This window comes from Streptomyces sp. rh34 (genome assembly GCF_002551245.1).
Taxonomy (GTDB): Bacteria; Actinomycetota; Actinomycetes; order Streptomycetales; family Streptomycetaceae; genus Streptomyces.
Genome location: NZ_NTGZ01000066.1, coordinates 1 through 15,977, shown reverse-complemented (window position 1 = coordinate 15,977; position 15,977 = coordinate 1). Strand labels below are relative to the sequence as shown.

The window sequence follows — 15,977 nt, the reverse complement described above, 5'->3', positions numbered from 1 at the left end:
ATAGCCAGTGCCATACCGGCTACGGCCCGGAGCTCGATGGCAGGGGAAGGGAGCGGCACCCGGCCCTCCAGCCGATCAAGCGGCGGCGAGGCGAGCCGCTCGGTAGATGATTGGTTCGGTGTCCAGTTCCTTCAGCGCGTCCCGGAACTGTTCGGTCGGCTCGGCGCCAGGGTCTTCGACGGCCCTCACCAGCCACCCATCCCCGAGCGTCTGGGACGCGTACCCAGGCAGGGCCGACAGCCGAACGCGAACCTGGTCGGTGAGCCCCTCACCGGAGACATAGGTCCACGGTCCGAACTCCTCCGGCAGGTTGGAGCCGGGCCGAAGGCGGGTGGAAGGGTAGATCTGCCCGTATCCGTCGAGGTGCCATGCCGTCAGATGCGCCATGATCGGACTGAGGCCCGCCACGAGCTGCGCTGTCAGGGAAACAGCCATCTCCCATTCCCGCTTGAGAACGTCCCCCGGCTCGTCCAGGTGGATCGTCATGAAGACGGTGCCGACGCCATCCGGCTCGAAGTCGCCGAGACTGACATGAACCCATGAGTTGAGCGCGGGGTGAGCGGGATGCGTGAGGGCGACCGTCATAGCCTCTCCCTCCCCGTTGAGGAAGCGCGTACTGCGGGCACCTTTTGGCTCGAAGCCTTCGCCGGCGAACTGGCCCAGCGCGGCAACGGCTCTGCGCAGCACCGTGCTCTCGGATGCTTTTGTCTGAAGGACCAGTTCGCTGCCTGCCGCGTACGAATCACCCATGGCCGTCACCCGCTCCATCTCACGTCGACGCCCATCCGCCTACCCAAGCTCTCTGCGTCCTCGATGACCTCACGGAACGCCGCTTGTGAGCGTTCGTCGAGGCCGCTGAACTCAGGCCACTCGATGATGTGCGTGGTGTATTTTCCGCTACCGCCTTCTATCTGACCGGTGAGCTGGGCCGTCAGCTTAGCCGTCAACTCGGCCCGGCGTTCGCTGCTGAGCTTGCCCGTCACATGTTTGTACTCGATCATGACGTGCCTTGTCTTGTCGTCGATGCGCATCTTTGCCGTGTAGTCGATGCGCTTCTGCCCGACCTTAACCTCGACGCCGGTGAGATCTTCACCTTTCCGAAGGAAGTTCACAATGGCTTCCATCTGCTTACGGATGCCCATGTTGAATGGCCGTTGCTTGTTGGCGCCTTTCTCGAGTTGGTTTGCGAGGCCATCGGGATTACCCTCGAGATCCGGTGCTCCGTCGTGTTTCAGCTTGTCCTGGTGGGTGGCGATCTCGGCGCGATAGGCCTTGATCACCTCCATGTCCGCTCGCAGGATGCCCGCCCCCCTCTGTACATTTTCGTCCGGGGTCACGTGTGTCTTCGGGAAGCTAAGCTTGTCGGCCGACCCGAACCCGCCCGCGCGTTGAATCTGTAGGAACGAGTAGCTCCCGCCGTACAGGAACGTCCCGCTGTCCGGCCGCACGTCGTAGCCGAGCAGTCCCTTCGGTACGTTGGCGACGGGTTTGCCGAGCCAAGGCTCGATGGAGTTCTTCTGCTCGAATATCTGTTTGAGTAAGTCGGCAAGCTTCTTTTGGTCGCCGGAGAGCTCCGCCTGCTCCTTGGACATCTTCTGCCTGGACGCCGCTTCCTTCTTCTCAGGGACGTGCACTGCAAGCTTCGCGATCTCGTTCGCCTGACCACCGGCGGCTGTCGCCAACTGGAGCGCTTCCTGAGCCCTCTGCTTGGTCTCGGGACTGGTCTCCTCGTCGGTGATGACGCGATTGAGATAGCTCGCAACCGGCTGTTCCGTGCTGGCGACCATCAGCGTGGCCTTGCCGCCGTCCGCCACGACGAAGAGCCGATGCCCGTGCTCGCCCGCAGAGAAATTGACAGTTTCCCAGTCTGGTTTCAGGGTGCGGCCTTCACCCGGCTGCCTTTTGTCCGGCCCTGTCTTGCTCTTATCGCCCTTGCGTTTGGTCCAGAGCGCCTTGCCCTTCTTGGCGATGAAGTCGACGATTTTGTCGATGGCTCGCGTGACCGGTCGTGACACCGACTGGAAGACCGACTTGACCTTGTTGGCCAGGCCGCCGATGCCCAGCAGGGCGGCCAGGAAGCCGATGAGCAGGGGGACGCTCGTGGCGAGGGCGGCTTCGATGAGTTTGGGGACGCCGGCCTGGCCGCCGTTGGCGATGGCGATGACCGCGTCCAGGACCGCGTTGACGAAGTCCGCGATCTGGGCGCCCTGGGTCACGATGAACGTGACGATGTCGATGATTCCCTTGACCGCGCGGACGAACGCGGAGGCGGGGTTGAGGAGGGAGACGATCCAGGTGATGCCCGCGATGAGGACGGTGGGGATCAGGTAGGTCGTCAGTTTGCTGAGGATGGTGGCCTTGAGGTCGCCCGCCTCGGCCTGGATCTCCTTGACCGCGCCGGCCGGGCCTTCGGCGGCGAGGTTCTTCGCCACCGGGACCGAGGTTTCGACCGCGCTCATCGCCTCGTCGGGGACGCCCTTACGGGTGACGCGGGTGCGGATGTTGTCCCAGGTCAGGCCCAGCATCGAGCCGATGAGCTGGATGACTCCCTTGAGGTCGAACTTCTGGGGGAGGTCCAGGCCCGCCTTGACTGCTGTGCCCAGCAGCCAGGAGACGACGCCGGTCTTGAGGTGGTCGGCGATGTTCGTGATGAAGAGGTTCAGGCCCGCGCCGACCGCACTCACCAGGTTGCCGAGGAACCCGATCGGGTCCTTGATGATCTTCATGATCGCGGAGGCGGCCTTGGCGAGGATGCCCAGGAGCAGGTTCTTCAGCTCGTTGATCGTCTTGATGGCGCCGACGATGGCGTCCTTCGCCTTGTCGATCAGACCCTTGTTGGCTTCCTGGAGCTTCTTGATCTCCTCGTCGATCTTGTCGAGGGCGGCGGTGTACTTCTGGGCCAGGTCCTGGACCAGTTGTTCCGACTTCTCGTTGACCGTGGCTTCCAGGTCGTCGAACTTGCCCGCGAAGTCCTTCGCCGCCTCCTCACCGAACTGCTTCAGGTCGGCCGGGAGTTTGTCGACCTCGGCCTTCAGCTCCGTGCGGCCCTTGGCTATGCGGGCCTTCGCCTTGCCGAGTTCGGCGCCGATGATGTCGGCGACCGAGGAGATGACCGTCTGCATGCGGGAGACGTAGAGCTTGCGGGACTCCTGGTAGAGGTCGTTCGCCTCCTTCGGCAGGCCGGCGAACTTGTCCTTGATCCAGCGGCCCTTGCCCATGAGGCCCGAGTACCGCTTGTCCTTGTACTTCTTCATCCGGCTCTTGTGGTCGGCCGTGAACGCGTCCCGCGCTGACTTCTCGCCCGACGTGAACGCCGTGTCGACCTTTTTGTCCAGGCCGGACAGGGTGTCCTCGACGTCCTTCTTCGTGCCGTCGTAGACGTGTCGGAGCTTCGCCGTGACCTCGGCGCGCTTCTTCTCGTCCTTCGACTTCGTGTCGTTCTTGCCGCCGTCCACCTGTTTGCCGGCGGTGGCCCGGGTGGAGGTGAGGCCCGCCATCGCCTGGGCCCCGGAAGCTGCCGCGTTCTCCTTGGCGGTGGAGAGCTGCTGGACCTCCGCCGCCCGCCCCTTCGCGGGGGCCTTCGCCGCGTCCGCCTCGGAGGACTTCTTCGCCGACAGCGCCTCGGTGAACTCCGGTTCGTTTCCCTTGGCCAGCTGTTCCTCGGTGACCTCGGCGTCCGCCATCGCCTTGTCGTTCTGCGCCGGGCCCTCGGAGAAGTCCGTGACGGCCGCCGGCTGCTTCTCGGGGACCGCGTCCGTGGCGGACGGTGCGCCCGGGTTGCCCGGAGCCTGGTCGGGGGAGAGCGGGGTGACGTCCTTGTCCTTGGCGGCCGAGGTGTCGGGCGGGGCCTTCGTCGCCGTGTCGATGTCCTTGGCGGAGGACTCCTTGCCGTCGGTGACCTTGCCGTCGACCTCCGCCTTGACCTGGTCCGCCTTGCCGGACTTGGCGAACTTGTCGGCCTCGTCGAGGTTCTTGGGGGCCTGGGAGTCGATCGCCTGGTTCACCGCGTCGATGAACGCCTTCTTGTCGAACTCCCCGGGCTTCGCCGCGTTCATCTTCTCGGCGTTCGCCGCCTTGCCCTGGGCCTCCTTGTCGTCCGGCGGGGCCACCGCGGCGTCCTGCGACGCCTTCGACTCACTCGCCGCAGGGGCGTGCGCGGCGAGCCGGGTCTTCTTCGCCGCCACGTCGGCCTTCACGCTGCGGAAGCGGGCCGACTGCGCCGGGGACGGCTTCACCGGCGCGGTGTACCGCTGGGCGACCAGCCGCGACACCGCCCCGTTCCCCGCCATGCGTTGCAGCCTTTGGATGGAGCGGCGGTCGGGGCGTGGGGCCGGGGCCGTGAGTGTCCGCTCCGCCGGTGGTGCGGCCGAGCGGGAGAGTTCGAGGTCCGGAGCGCCTGCGGAGGAGGAGTCGAGGGCCGGCGCGGGTACCGGCCCGTGATTCGGGGCGTACGCGGCGTCAAGTTCCGGGGTGTGTACGGCGTCGAGGCTCGGAGTGCGTACAGCGTCGAGGTCCGGGGCGCGTACGGCGTCGTGATGCGGCGGCGTGGCGGAAGGCTTCTCCGGAACCGCCTTCATCCGCCCTCCCGCCCCTCCCGCTCCCGGCGGCCAGGTGGGCCGCCCGGATGTGGTGCATGCGTGGTGGCTACCACCGTGGCGGGGAATCCGGGGACGTACGCAGCGCGCGCGGACCGCGTACGGGGCAGGGCGGGGCGGCACTCGCGGCGCGGTCGGGTTGCCTCATCGGGCAGCCCTCGATGCGCGGCGGGGCGGCCGACCGTCCGTTCCCGGTGATCGCCGCAGTGGCGAGAATGGCCCGCGTCCCACGGTCGAGCAGTGCGTCCAGGAGTGTGTCGAGGAGAGGCCCTTATGCCGTCGTACCTGTCCCCCGGCGTCTACGTCGAAGAGGTCGAGTCCGGATCCCGGCCGATCGAAGGGGTGGGCACCTCGGTCGCCGCCTTCGTCGGCTTCGCGCAGAAGGGTCCGTTCGACGAGCCGACGCTGATCACCAACTGGAGCCAGTTCGTCGCCACGTTCGGTGACTTCGTCGACGGGGCCTATCTCGCGTCCTCCGTCTACGGGTTCTTCGCCAATGGCGGCGGCGTCTGTTATGTCGTGCGGGTCGACGACGGCACGACAGCGGCTCACACCGGGGCCGACGAGGGCGACACCGGGGAAGCCGGTGAGACCGCTGAGCTGCCCGTCGGCGCGGAGGTCCCGGTCGGGCCCTACGCCGTGCGGCCCCGGCCGGGTGTGAGCGGCGAGATCAGCGTGGAGGTCGCCCCGGTGGAGGGTGACGACCCGCCCGCCGACGTCTTCCGGTTCCTCGTGAAGCGCGACGGCCAGGTCGTGGAGACGTACCCCTCCGTCACCACCAAGCGCAGCAAGGACAACGTCGCCACCCGCGTGAACGCCAAGTCCGAGCTGATCGAGGTACGGGAGTCGGGGCGCGGCGCCGCACCCGCCCCGCCCGCGCCGCAGACGGTGATCCTCGCCCCGGCCGCCCCCGCCGCCGGCAGCTCCGGTGCGATGGCCCCCGAGGTGTACGTCGGCGACGCCGACCGCCGTACGGGGCTCGGCGGCCTCGAAGCGGTCGACGAGGTCACCATGATCGCCGTGCCCGACCTGATGAGCGCGTACGAACGCGGGCTGCTGGACCTGGAGTCGGTCATCGCCGTCCAGCAGGGGCTGATCTCCCACTGCGAGCTGATGGGCGACCGGGTGGCCATCCTCGACCCGCCGCCCGGCCTCACCCCGCAGCAGATCCGCGGCTGGCGCACCGGGCAGGCCAACTTCGACTCCAAGTACGCCACGCTCTACTACCCGTGGATCAGCGTCGCCGACCCCGCGTCCGGCCGCGCCACCCTCGTACCGCCCAGCGGCCACATCGCCGGGGTCTGGGCGCGCAACGACGACACCCGCGGGGTGCACAAGGCCCCGGCGAACGAGGTCGTCCGGGGAGCCGTGGCGCTGGCGACCCAGCTCACCAAGGGCGAGCACGACCTCCTCAACCCGATCGGGCTGAACTGCATCCGCGCCTTCCCCGGCCGGGGCATCCGGGTGTGGGGCGCACGGACGCTGGCCTCCGACCCCGCCTGGCGGTATCTGAACGTCCGGCGGCTCTTCAACTACCTGGAGGAGTCGATCCTCTCCGGTACGCAGTGGGTCGTCTTCGAGCCGAACGACGACGCCCTGTGGGCCCGTGTCCGGCGCACCGTCTCGGCGTTCCTCGTCAACGAGTGGCGCAAGGGGTCGCTGTTCGGGCTGACCCCCGAGGAGGCGTTCTACGTGAAGTGCGACCGCGAGACGAACCCGCCGGAGAGCATCGACGCCGGGCAGGTCATCTGCGAGATCGGGGTCGCCCCCGTCAAACCGGCCGAGTTCGTGGTGTTCCGGCTCTCCCAGCTGACCGGCGGCAGCGGTGGTGTCGATGAATGACCGGCCGCCGCACCCCATTGGTCGCTGACAGCCCGTTCCTGAGCCCGGCGTAAGGAGTCTGCTGTGCCACTTCCCGATCTCGACAGTTCCGTCGGGCATTCCTTCGGCCTCGAATTCGACAGCGTCATCATCAAGCAGATCACCGAGGTCAGCGGTCTGAAGATGGAGCAGGACGTCATCGAGCTGAAGCAGAACACCTTCGACGGCAAGTACGCCATCAAGAAGCTGCCCGGCCGCCCCAAGGCGGGCGAGGTCACCGTGACGCGCGGGCTCACCGAGGACAACAGCTTCGAACGGTGGATCAAGGACTCGCGGTTCGGCCGCATGACGAACGCCCGCCGCAACGGCGCCGTCATCGTCTACGACTACGAGGGCCTGCCGATCAAGCGCTACAAGCTCATCAACGCCTGGCCGAAGTCCTTGGAGATCGGCACCCTCAAGGCCGGTGACACCTCGGTGCTGACCGAGAAGCTGGCGATCACCTACGAGGCGATGGAACTCGACTGATGCGCCGCTCGGTCCAGTTCCAGAGTCCGGAGCAGGTCGACGCCGGGGCGGGGACGCGGAGCGGCTCCGCGCGTCAACAGGAGTCGTTGCGCACGGAGTTCGGGTTCGAACTGCCCCGTGGCTACGTCGACGAGTCGGGCGCGGTCCACCGCACCGGCGTGATGCGCCTCGCCACCGCACGCGACGAACTCGTCCCCCTGCGGGACGACCGGGTCAGGGAGAACTCGGCCTATCTGTCCGTCGTCCTCATCTCCCGGGTCGTGACGCGCATCGGCACGGTCGAGGACATCCACCCCGGCGTCATCGAGGATCTGTTCGCCTCCGACCTGGCCTTCCTCCAGGACTTCTACCGCCGGATCAACGCCGAGGGCCACACCCGCGCCGCCGTCACCTGCCCGTCCTGCGACGAGGAGTTCGCGGTGAATCTCGCCGGTGGCCGCCTGGGGGAATCGTGACGTACGCGGCCGACCTGCTCTACGAGGAGGTCGCGTACCTCGCCTACCACTTCCACTGGCCGCTGGACGACCTGCTGGACCTGGAACATCCGGAACGCCTGAAGTTCGTCGCGCAGGTCGCCCGTCTCAACGGGCACTGAGGCCCTGGCCGACGGCCGGGCCGGGCACACCGTGCAGGGGAGGACGAGGAGCTCATGGGGTTGATGTCCTGGCTGTGGGGCGGCCGCGGCGGTGCCGCCCGCTCCGGCGATGCGCCCGCCCCCGTCCCCGCCCCCGCGCCGGCGGCCGATCGTGGCGAACGGGTTGACGTGAGCCGGTTGGAGCCGCTTCAGCGGATGGTTTCCGGGCAGCGACTGACGGTGGGACCGGCGGAGTTCGAGGCGTCGCTCACCACCCGCCAGGACACCGCGCTCGGGACCCCGCTCGGGCATCTGGTGAGCCCTGACGCTCCGGCCGGGCTTCTGCGCGGGGTCGGGGTCGCGGAATCAGCCCCGTCGCCGTCGCCGTCGCCGTCGGTCGCGGCTCAGCGGTCCGTGGACATGCCGTTGCGGGGGCCGGTGACCCACCTCGGCCGGCCGGCCGGGCCCGAGGCCGTATCGGGAATGGTGTCCGCGCCACCGGTATCCGCGCCTGTATCCGTACCCGTACAGCGTCTGTACGGCGGTGAGAACTCGGCCATGACGTCCTCCGCCGGGGAGGAGTTGCCCGTACGGCGTCTGCTGGGGGAGCGGCCCTTCGTGGCGGAGCCCACGCCCCCGGCCCCGTCGTCCGATCCTCCGGCCGCCCCGGCCTCCGGCAGCGTCGGCGTTCAGCGGGCCGCGACGCCTCCGGCGGGGGAGCGGCCCCGGCGGGCTCCCGGGCTCGGTGCGCCGCCTGTCTCTTATACACATCTAGATGTGTATAAGAGACAGGGGGAGCGGCCCCGGCGGGCTCCCGGGCTCGGTGCGCCGCTGCCCGGTCTGCCGCCGACCGCTCAGCGTCGGGCCGCCTCCGCCCCGGATGATTCCGGGGGCCGGGTTCCGCCTGCTGCCCCACCTGCCCAGGACCTTTCCGCCGACGGCCGGGCAGGGGATGCCGACGGGCCCGTCGCCCCCTTGCTCGCTGAGGATCGGTTGGTGGGGGAGGCGGTCCCGAGCCGTCCTGATGACCTTGCGGCGGGCGCGCCTGCTCCTGGGGGCGTTGCGGGCGGTGTGGGTGGTGTGGGTGACGCCGGAGGTACCGGGCGTATCGCCGGGTCTGCCGGGGATATCGGAAGCTCCGTCCAGCGGTCGGTCGGCCCGCCTGCCCTCTCCGGCCCGTACCCCGCCCCGTCCGCCCCTGCTGACGGCGGGCCCGTCGCCCCCCTCCTGGGCGACCGGCCCCTGGTCCCGCGGAACGTCGACGTGCAGCGTGCCGCGGAGCCGCGTTCCGGGCCCGCCGGGGTGTCCGCGCCGGATCCGGGCGGCTCCGCCTCGCCCCCCGAGGGCGTACCGGTCCGGTGGGCCGGGGCCGGGGCCGGGGCGGGGGACGGGGGGCCGACGAGCGGTCCCGGTGTCTCCGTGGGGCCCGCGCCCCCGTTGACCGCCCCGGCGGGTCCGCCCTCCGCACCCTCGGCGTCCCTTCAGCGGCGGGCAGCCGGAGGGCCTCCCGTGCCGGCCTCGGTGGCGCGTTCCCTGCCGGGTTCCGGCCGTGCGCGTCGGCTGCCCTCGGCCGGTGCCGTGGCGGTGGCGGCCGGGGTGGCGCAGCGGATGGCGGACGGCAGCGTCGTCTTCGGGGGCGCGCCGGTCTCGGGCACCTCGCGGCCGGTCGTCCAGCGGGACTCCGAGGCCGACGAGGTCGTCGAGGAACCGCCGCCGCCCGAGCCCGACCCCGTAACGGAACCGGAGGAGGACGGCGTGGAGCCCGAGTCCGGTCCCGTAACGGAGGCGGGGGGCGGAGCCGGGGCCGCCCCGAAGGACGGCAAGGGGGCTCCCGCCGTCACGGACGAGCTGGTCCGGGCCCTGTACGCCCCGCTGAGCCGGCTCCTGAAGAACGACCTCCGGCTGGAACGCGAACGCGCCGGTCATCTCATCAACACCCGCCACTGACCGCCTGAACGCTCCACTCCCCGACCGCTCCATTCCTCGACCGCTCCACTCCCCGACCGCTCAACTGCCCGACCGCTCGACCGAACTGAGAGGTACGTGCCATGGCCACCGCCCAGGACAGCGACCCCGCCGTCAGCGTCTGCTTCGTCGTGACCATCGACGACATCGAACTCGGGTCGTTCAACACGTGCGAGGGCCTCGGCTGCGAAGTGGTCCTCGAAACGCGCGAGGAGGGCGGCAACAACGGGCATCTGTGGCAGCTGCCGACCCGGCTGAAGTACAGCAACGTGAAGCTGTCGCGGCCGCTCACCCGGGAGACGGAGAAGGTGGCGCGCTGGTTCGCCACGATGACCACCGGGTTCAGCCGCAAGACCGCGCACATCGAGGCACGGACCGGCGACGGGCAGAAGGTCGCCCAGTGGGGCCTGCTGGAGGTCGTGCCCGTGCGGTGGACCGGGCCGAGGTTCACGCCCGAGTCGCCCAAGGTCGCGATGGAGACCATCGAGATCGCCCACCACGGTTACGTGATGGAGGGCTGAGGACGATGAGCGGTTCGGGTCCCATCGCGTTCAGCGCGGCCGGTACGTCGGGGGTGGCCTCGGCGGCGAAGGGCGGTTCGGCGCGGCCCAAGCTGGAGCACGCCTACCTGGAGCTGCGGACCCCGCCGACCGGGGGCGGGCTGACGCCAGGCGGGCCGTGCGGGCGGATCGACTTCCAGTTCAACCCCAAGGAGCTGAGCCTGACCAAGGCGGCTTCCTGGAAGCGGAGTCCGGCGAAGGGGGCGAAGAGTTCGGGCCCGCCGGAGTACCAGGGCTCCCAGCCCAGCAAGCTCACCGTCGAGATGTTCTTCGACGCCAGCGACACCCAGGACACCCGGGTCGTCACCTCGGTGGAGCAGCTCTTCGCGTGCTGCGTGCCGACGGACGAGACCCGGCAGCAGCAGCGGTCGTCCCCGCCGTGGGTCGTCTTCCACTGGGGCGGGCTGACGGGCTTTCCCGGTTACGTGAGCCAAGTCGCGGCCAAGTACACGCTGTTCACGACCTCGGGCGTGCCGATCCGGGCGGTCTGCCAGGTCACGATGGAGGAGATCAGCGGCGAGACGCCCGGCCAGAACCCGACCTCGGGCGCGCTGGCCGCCCGGCGCGTCCACCGCGTCGGCTCGGGCGACTCGCTCCCCTCGCTCGCCCACCGGGAGTACGGGGACCCCGGGGCCTGGCGGGTGATCGCCGAGGCGAACGGGATCGACGACCCGATGCGGCTCGCCCCCGGCACCCAGCTCCTGCTGCCCGCCCTGGACGAGCTGGCCCGGCTCAGGGACAAGGGCGGGCGCGGGGACTCCTCGGACCGGGACGCCGCCAGGGCCGCCCGGGGCAGGGGGCGGGGCTGATGGCGCAGCAGGGGGTTTCCACGGCGCTGACGGTGGAGTTCGGCGGTACGCCGCTGCCCGCGAAGTTCGTCAACACGCTGGTCGAGGGCTATGTCGACGACAGCCGTACGCTCCCCGACCTGTTCCTGCTGCGGTTCCGGGACCCCGACCGGGTGCTGCTGGAGCAGGCCGGGCTGAAGATCGGCACCGAGGCGCGGCTGCTGGCCCGCGCGGGCGGCGACACCGCCCCGAAGCCGCTGCTGGAGGGGGTCGTCACCGCGCTGGAGGTGGAGCTCGACGAGTCCGGCACGTTCACCGTCGTCCGGGGGCTCGACGAGTCGCACCGGCTGTTCCGGGGCCGCCGGGTGGCCAGCTACCAGAACATGACCCTCGCCGACATCTGCGGCCAGGTCGCCCAGCGCGCCGGGCTGAAGCCGGGCCCGGTCGACATCGCCGGACCCGTACTGGAACACATCGCCCAGCCCAACATCACCGACTGGGAGTTCGTGCGCGGCCTCGCGGAGGAGGCGGGCGCGCAGGCGTACGTACGGGAGGGGCAGCTCCACATCACGAAGCCGGCGGAGGCGGGCGGCGCGCCCGACGCCTCGGCGCGCGCCGACCGCGATCCGCTCGCCCTGGAGCTGGGCAGCAACCTGCTGCGCTGCCGGGCCGGGGTGTCGGCCGCCGAGCAGGTCTCCGAGGTGGAGGTGCGCGGCTGGGACGTCCGGGCGAAGCAGCCGCTGGTGGGCCGGGCCCCGGCGGGCTCGTCCCCGACGCTGGAGCTGGGGGTGACGGCTGCGGAGGTGTCGGCCCCGTTCGGCGAGGCCCGGTTCGTGGTGACCGACGCGGCGTACGGGGCGCAGGCCCAGGTCGACCAGGCGGCGAAGGCGCTGGCGGAGCGGATCGCCGGGTCGTTCGCGGAGCTGGAGGCGGTGATCCGGGGGAATCCGGAGGTGCGGGCGGGCAGTGCGGTGGCGCTGAACGCGGTGGGCGCGCCGTTCGAGGGCCGGTACACGGTGACGACCTCGCGCCATGTCTTCGACGCCGTACGCGGGTACGAGACCTGGATCACCGTGTCGGGGCAGCAGGAGCGGTCGCTGTACGGGCTGACCAACTCCGGCGGCGGCGCTGGTGGTTCGCGATGCGCGGGGCTGGTCAGCGGGACGGTGACGGACACGCAGGATCCGGAGGGCTCGGGGCGGGTCAAGGTGCGGTTCCCGTGGCTGTCCGACGAGTACGCGAGCGACTGGGCGCGCACGGCGCAGTCCGGCGGTACGGGGGGCGGCGAGGCGTTCATCCCCGAGGTCGGCGACGAGGTGCTGGTCGGTTTCGAGCACGGGCATCTGGACCGGCCGTACGTCCTGGCGGGTCTGTACAACGGGCAGGACCGGCCGGGGGGCGGGGCCGGGGGCGCCGGCGGGAGCCCATCCGCCGGTGCCCCTGGTGCTCCCGCTGCTCCTGGCGCCCCCGGTGCGGCTGGCGCCCCGGGCACCCCTGGCGCTCCCGGCGCTCCCGGCGCTTCCGGTGCTGCGGGCGGCGGGGACGAACTCGTCGATCCCACCACCGGTGCGGTGAACCGCCGCGCCTTCGCGTCGAAGAGCGGGAACCAGCTGGAACTGCTGGACGCGGCGAACGGCCCGCAGGGCGTCCGGCTCCGTACCGGTGACGGCAAGCTCACGATCGACCTCGACCGCAAGGGCACCGCCATCGTCATCGGCAGCGACGGCAGCGTGACCATCGAGGCCAAGGAGCAGGTCTCGATCCGGGCGGCCGACGGTGTCGCCCTGGACGCCGGACGCGGGGCTCTCGAACTGACCGGTGAGAGCGTCACGTTGACCGCGCGCAAAGGCGTGTCCGTGGAGGGCGGCACCGGGAAGGTCGGCATCGCGGCACAGGGCCCGGTGGAGGTGCGGGGCGGTGAGGTCACGGTCGACGGCAGCCGTAGTGCGGAGATCAAGAGCGGCGGCTCGGTGAAGGTCAACGCGCCCATGGTCAAGCTCAATTGACGGTACGTCATGTTTCACGCGCGGGAGGAGTGTACAGCATGTCCGACGCAACAGCCGCTCTGGCAGCCCGGGTCGGCGACCCCACGGGCCACCCCGGCACGGTCGGGCCGCCCGGAGTCCTGTCCGTGCTCATCGGCGGGAAGCCCGCCGCCACCGTCGGGACCGCCCACCTGTGCTCCTCGCCCGCGGCCCATCCGCCGACCGTCCTCGCGCCGCCCGGCAGCTCGACGGTGTTCATCGGCGGGCAGCCGGCCGCCCGCGTCGGGGACCTGGCGGGCTGCGGCTCCCCGGTGCTCTCCGGCTGCCCGACCGTACTGATCGGCGGGTGAACGGGACCCATGGGACAGCAGTTCATCGGCGCGGGCTGGGCGTTCCCGCCACGCACGGACGCCACCGGGTCCATCGCGCTGGTGCGCGGCGAGCACGAGCTGGAGGAGTCGATCCGGCTGATCCTGGCGACCTCGCCGGGGGAGCGGCCCATGCGGCCGGAGTTCGGATGCGCGGTCAACGACTACGTGTTCGCCCCGGCGGACGCGGGGACCGCCGGGCAGCTCGCGTACGAGGTGCGGCTCGCGCTGGAGCGGTGGGAGCCCCGGATCGAGGTCACCGAGGTCGTCGTCCGGTTCGACGAGGCGGACAACGGCGTCCTCTACATCGACATCGGCTACACCGTGCGCGGCGCGAACGACCCCCGCAACCTCGTCTTCCCGTTCTACGTGATCCCGCAGCACGCCGAGTCCACCGAGGCATCGGCCGACGACGAGGAGGCGGGCGCGTGACGTCGCGCAGTCCGTACGACGGAGGAGGCGGGCGCGTGACCCTGCCCTGCCCGCACGAAGGCCCGCCCGAAGGCCCGCGCAACGAGGAGGCGAGGGCGTGACCCTGCCCAGCCCGCATCTGGACGACCGCACCTTCCAGGGCCTGGTCGACGAGGCGAAACGCCTGGTGCAGCAGCGCTGCCCGGAGTGGACCGACCACAACGTCTCCGACCCCGGCGTGACGCTGATCGAGGCGTTCGCGACCATGGTCGACCAGCTCGTCTACCGCGTGAACCGGGTCCCGGAGAAGAGCTATCTGACCTTCCTCGACCTCATCGGGGTTCAGCTCCACCCGCCGACCGCCGCCCACACCGAGGTGACGTTCCGGCTCTCCGCCCCCCGGCCCGAACCGGTGCTGGTGCGGGCCGGCACGGAGGTCGCCACCGTCCGTACGGAGACGGAGGAGGCGGTCGTCTTCACCACCTCCGAGCCGCTCTCCATCGTGCCGTGCGCCTTCGCCCACCTGGCCACCTGGCCCTCGCCCGGGGAAGCCGTCGACCGGACCGAGGAGCTGACGCTCGGCCGGGACGTGCCCGTATTCGGTGCGACGCCCGCCCCCGGCGACTGCCTGTACGTCGGCCTGTCGGCCGCCGTGCCCGCAGGCGTGCTGGCGCTCCGGCTGGACTGCACGGTGGACGGCGTCGGGGTCGACCCGGATCGGCCGCCGATCCTCTGGGAGGCCTGGGACGGGGCGAGTTGGGCGCCCTGCGAGGTGGAGAAGGACGACACCGGCGGGTTCAACCGGTCCGGCGAGCTGATTCTCCACCTGCCGAGAACGCATGTACCGGCCGCCGTCGTCCGCCGCACCGGGGGCTGGCTGCGCTGCCGGCTGATCGAGGCGGAGCCGGGCCGGCCGACGTACATGGCCCCGCCCGTCGTACGCGGCATCACCGCCTTCACCATCGGCGCGACCGTCGCCGCCGAACACGCCGAGACCGTCACCGACGAGGTGCTGGGCCAGGCGGAGGGCGTCCCCGGACAGGTGTTCCGGCTGGCCAGGCCGCCGGTGGTGCCGGGAGAGTTCGTGGTCGAGGTGACGGACCCGGCCGCCGCCGACACCGCGAGCGGAGGCTCGGACGTCACCCGCTGGACCCGGGTCGACGACTTCGCGCACTCCGACGCCGAGGACCGGCACGTCACGCTCGACCCGAACGCGGGACGCGTCGAGTTCGGCCCCGCCGTACGCGAACGGGACGGCTCCGTACGCCATTACGGCCGCGTCCCGGTCAAGGGCGCCACCGTCCGGGTCCGCTCCTACCGCAGGGGCGGCGGGCTGCGCGGCAACGTCGCCCGCTCCACGCTCCGCGTTCTGCGCAGCGCGATCCCGTACGTCGCCCGGGTCGAGAACCGCCGGCCGGCGCTCGGGGGCGTGGACGGTGAGAGCGTCGACAGCGCCCGGGTGCGCGGGCCCATGACGCTGCGCACCCTGCACCGGGCGGTCGTCCCGCACGACTACGAACTCCTCGCCCGGGAGATCGCCCCGGACGCGGCCCGGGTCCACTGCATCCGGGCCGGTACGCAGGACAGTGCGGAGGCTTCCGACGCGGGTGGGGTGCGGCTGCTCGTCGTCCCCGCCGGGCGCAGCGACGAGCAGGGCCGGATCGGGTTCGACGAGCTGATCCCGCCCGCGAACATGCTCGCCCTGATCGCCGGACACCTGGACGCCCGGCGGCCGATCGGGGCCCGGCTGGTCGTCGAGCCGCCGTTCTACCAGGGCGTCACCGTCGTCGCCCTGGTCCAGGCGGAGCGCGGGGCGGTCGCGGAGAAGGTCCGTGAGAGCGCGCTGGCCGCGCTGTACGGGTACTTCAACCCGCTCACCGGCGGGCCGGCCGGGGACGGCTGGCCGTTCGGCAGGCCCGTCCAGTCGGGGGAGGCGTTCGCCGTGCTCCAGCGCGTGCCGGGGGTCGACCTGGTGGAGGACGTCCGGCTGTACCGGGCCGACCCGGTCACCGGCGAACGCACCGACGCCACCGCGAAGATCGCGCTGGACCCGCACGCGCTGGTCTTCAGTTACGAGCACCAGCTCCGGGTGAGGGGGGCCTGAACCGATGCGCAGCGGAATCCCGGGGCTGCCGACCCCGCACCCCCTGATCGACCGGCTCCCCGCCGTCTACCTGGAACAGGACTTCCTCCAGCGCTTCCTGGCCGCCCTGGACGACGTCCTCGCCCCCGTTCTCCTCTCCATCGACAACCTGCCCGCCCACCTGGACCCGCGCAGCGCCCCCGACGACTTCCTCGACTGGCTGGCCCAGTGGGTGGCCGCCGACCTCCACGAGGGCAGCCCGCCGGAGCGGCGCCGGGCGGCGGTGCGCGGCGCGGTCG

At 71.0% G+C, this 15,977-nt stretch carries 14 protein-coding genes; 12 read left to right on the top strand and 2 right to left on the bottom strand.

The window, feature by feature from the left end:
• Positions 1 to 75: 75 nt before the first annotated feature.
• Both CR470_RS15155 and CR470_RS40500 read right to left on the bottom strand, forming a co-directional pair.
• Entirely contained in the window at positions 76 to 750 is a 675-nt protein-coding gene (locus tag CR470_RS15155) for a hypothetical protein (protein ID WP_143663810.1), read from the bottom strand.
• Positions 751 to 755: 5 nt separating this feature from the next.
• On the bottom strand, positions 756 to 4,577 hold the full coding sequence (locus CR470_RS40500) for a hypothetical protein (protein WP_257138668.1): 3,822 nt from the start codon (positions 4,575 to 4,577) through the stop codon (positions 756 to 758).
• Between the two features lie 291 nt (positions 4,578 to 4,868).
• Here CR470_RS40500 and CR470_RS15145 point away from each other — a divergent pair, with 291 nt between their 5' ends.
• The 12 genes from CR470_RS15145 to CR470_RS15090 all read left to right on the top strand — a co-directional run.
• Positions 4,869 to 6,437 carry a phage tail sheath family protein gene (locus tag CR470_RS15145; RefSeq protein ID WP_097868120.1) on the top strand — a complete coding sequence of 523 codons (1,569 nt, stop codon included), beginning with the start codon at positions 4,869 to 4,871 and terminating at the stop codon, positions 6,435 to 6,437.
• A gap of 63 nt (positions 6,438 to 6,500) precedes the next feature.
• On the top strand, positions 6,501 to 6,944 hold the full coding sequence (locus tag CR470_RS15140; RefSeq protein WP_018960795.1) for a phage tail protein: 444 nt from the start codon (positions 6,501 to 6,503) through the stop codon (positions 6,942 to 6,944).
• Positions 6,944 to 7,399, top strand: a complete 456-nt coding sequence (locus CR470_RS15135; RefSeq protein ID WP_097868119.1) for a hypothetical protein — start codon at positions 6,944 to 6,946, stop codon at positions 7,397 to 7,399. Before CR470_RS15140 ends, CR470_RS15135 begins: the two co-directional genes overlap by 1 nt.
• On the top strand, positions 7,396 to 7,539 hold the full coding sequence (locus CR470_RS39535) for a DUF6760 family protein (RefSeq protein ID WP_007457431.1): 144 nt from the start codon (positions 7,396 to 7,398) through the stop codon (positions 7,537 to 7,539). The genes CR470_RS15135 and CR470_RS39535 overlap by 4 nt, the downstream gene beginning before the upstream one ends.
• A 1,488-nt stretch (positions 7,540 to 9,027) precedes the next feature.
• Positions 9,028 to 9,465, top strand: a complete 438-nt coding sequence (locus CR470_RS15125) for a hypothetical protein (RefSeq protein ID WP_097868118.1) — start codon at positions 9,028 to 9,030, stop codon at positions 9,463 to 9,465.
• Between the two features lie 101 nt (positions 9,466 to 9,566).
• A complete protein-coding gene (locus tag CR470_RS15120; protein ID WP_097868117.1) occupies positions 9,567 to 10,004 on the top strand; it encodes a phage tail protein in 438 nt (145 codons plus the stop codon).
• Positions 10,005 to 10,009: 5 nt separating this feature from the next.
• A complete protein-coding gene (locus CR470_RS15115; protein WP_097868116.1) occupies positions 10,010 to 10,852 on the top strand; it encodes a CIS tube protein in 843 nt (280 codons plus the stop codon).
• Positions 10,852 to 12,837, top strand: coding sequence for a VgrG-related protein (locus CR470_RS15110; RefSeq protein ID WP_097868115.1), 1,986 nt, complete (start codon positions 10,852 to 10,854; stop codon positions 12,835 to 12,837). The genes CR470_RS15115 and CR470_RS15110 overlap by 1 nt, the downstream gene beginning before the upstream one ends.
• 38 nt (positions 12,838 to 12,875) lie before the next feature.
• Positions 12,876 to 13,166: a PAAR domain-containing protein gene (locus CR470_RS15105; protein WP_097868114.1), complete on the top strand. Its 291-nt coding sequence runs from the start codon at positions 12,876 to 12,878 to the stop codon at positions 13,164 to 13,166.
• A 9-nt stretch (positions 13,167 to 13,175) separates the two neighbouring features.
• Complete coding sequence (locus CR470_RS15100) at positions 13,176 to 13,616, top strand: GPW/gp25 family protein (RefSeq protein ID WP_097868113.1); 441 nt, start codon at positions 13,176 to 13,178, stop codon at positions 13,614 to 13,616.
• Positions 13,617 to 13,713: 97 nt separating this feature from the next.
• On the top strand, positions 13,714 to 15,699 hold the full coding sequence (locus CR470_RS15095) for a putative baseplate assembly protein (RefSeq protein WP_097868112.1): 1,986 nt from the start codon (positions 13,714 to 13,716) through the stop codon (positions 15,697 to 15,699).
• 4 nt (positions 15,700 to 15,703) lie between these two features.
• A partial coding sequence (locus tag CR470_RS15090; protein WP_257138666.1) for a phage tail protein occupies positions 15,704 to 15,977 on the top strand: 274 nt, incomplete at its 3' end.

Coding starts and splice junctions, on each gene's coding strand:
- CR470_RS15155 (WP_143663810.1), bottom strand. CDS start 750: ATGGGTGATTCGTACGCGGCAGGCAGCGAACTGGTCCTTCAGACAAAA.
- CR470_RS40500 (WP_257138668.1), bottom strand. CDS start 4,577: ATGAAGGCGGTTCCGGAGAAGCCTTCCGCCACGCCGCCGCATCACGAC.
- CR470_RS15145 (WP_097868120.1), top strand. CDS start 4,869: ATGCCGTCGTACCTGTCCCCCGGCGTCTACGTCGAAGAGGTCGAGTCC.
- CR470_RS15135 (WP_097868119.1), top strand. CDS start 6,944: ATGCGCCGCTCGGTCCAGTTCCAGAGTCCGGAGCAGGTCGACGCCGGG.
- CR470_RS15120 (WP_097868117.1), top strand. CDS start 9,567: ATGGCCACCGCCCAGGACAGCGACCCCGCCGTCAGCGTCTGCTTCGTC.
- CR470_RS15115 (WP_097868116.1), top strand. CDS start 10,010: ATGAGCGGTTCGGGTCCCATCGCGTTCAGCGCGGCCGGTACGTCGGGG.
- CR470_RS15110 (WP_097868115.1), top strand. CDS start 10,852: ATGGCGCAGCAGGGGGTTTCCACGGCGCTGACGGTGGAGTTCGGCGGT.
- CR470_RS15105 (WP_097868114.1), top strand. CDS start 12,876: ATGTCCGACGCAACAGCCGCTCTGGCAGCCCGGGTCGGCGACCCCACG.
- CR470_RS15100 (WP_097868113.1), top strand. CDS start 13,176: ATGGGACAGCAGTTCATCGGCGCGGGCTGGGCGTTCCCGCCACGCACG.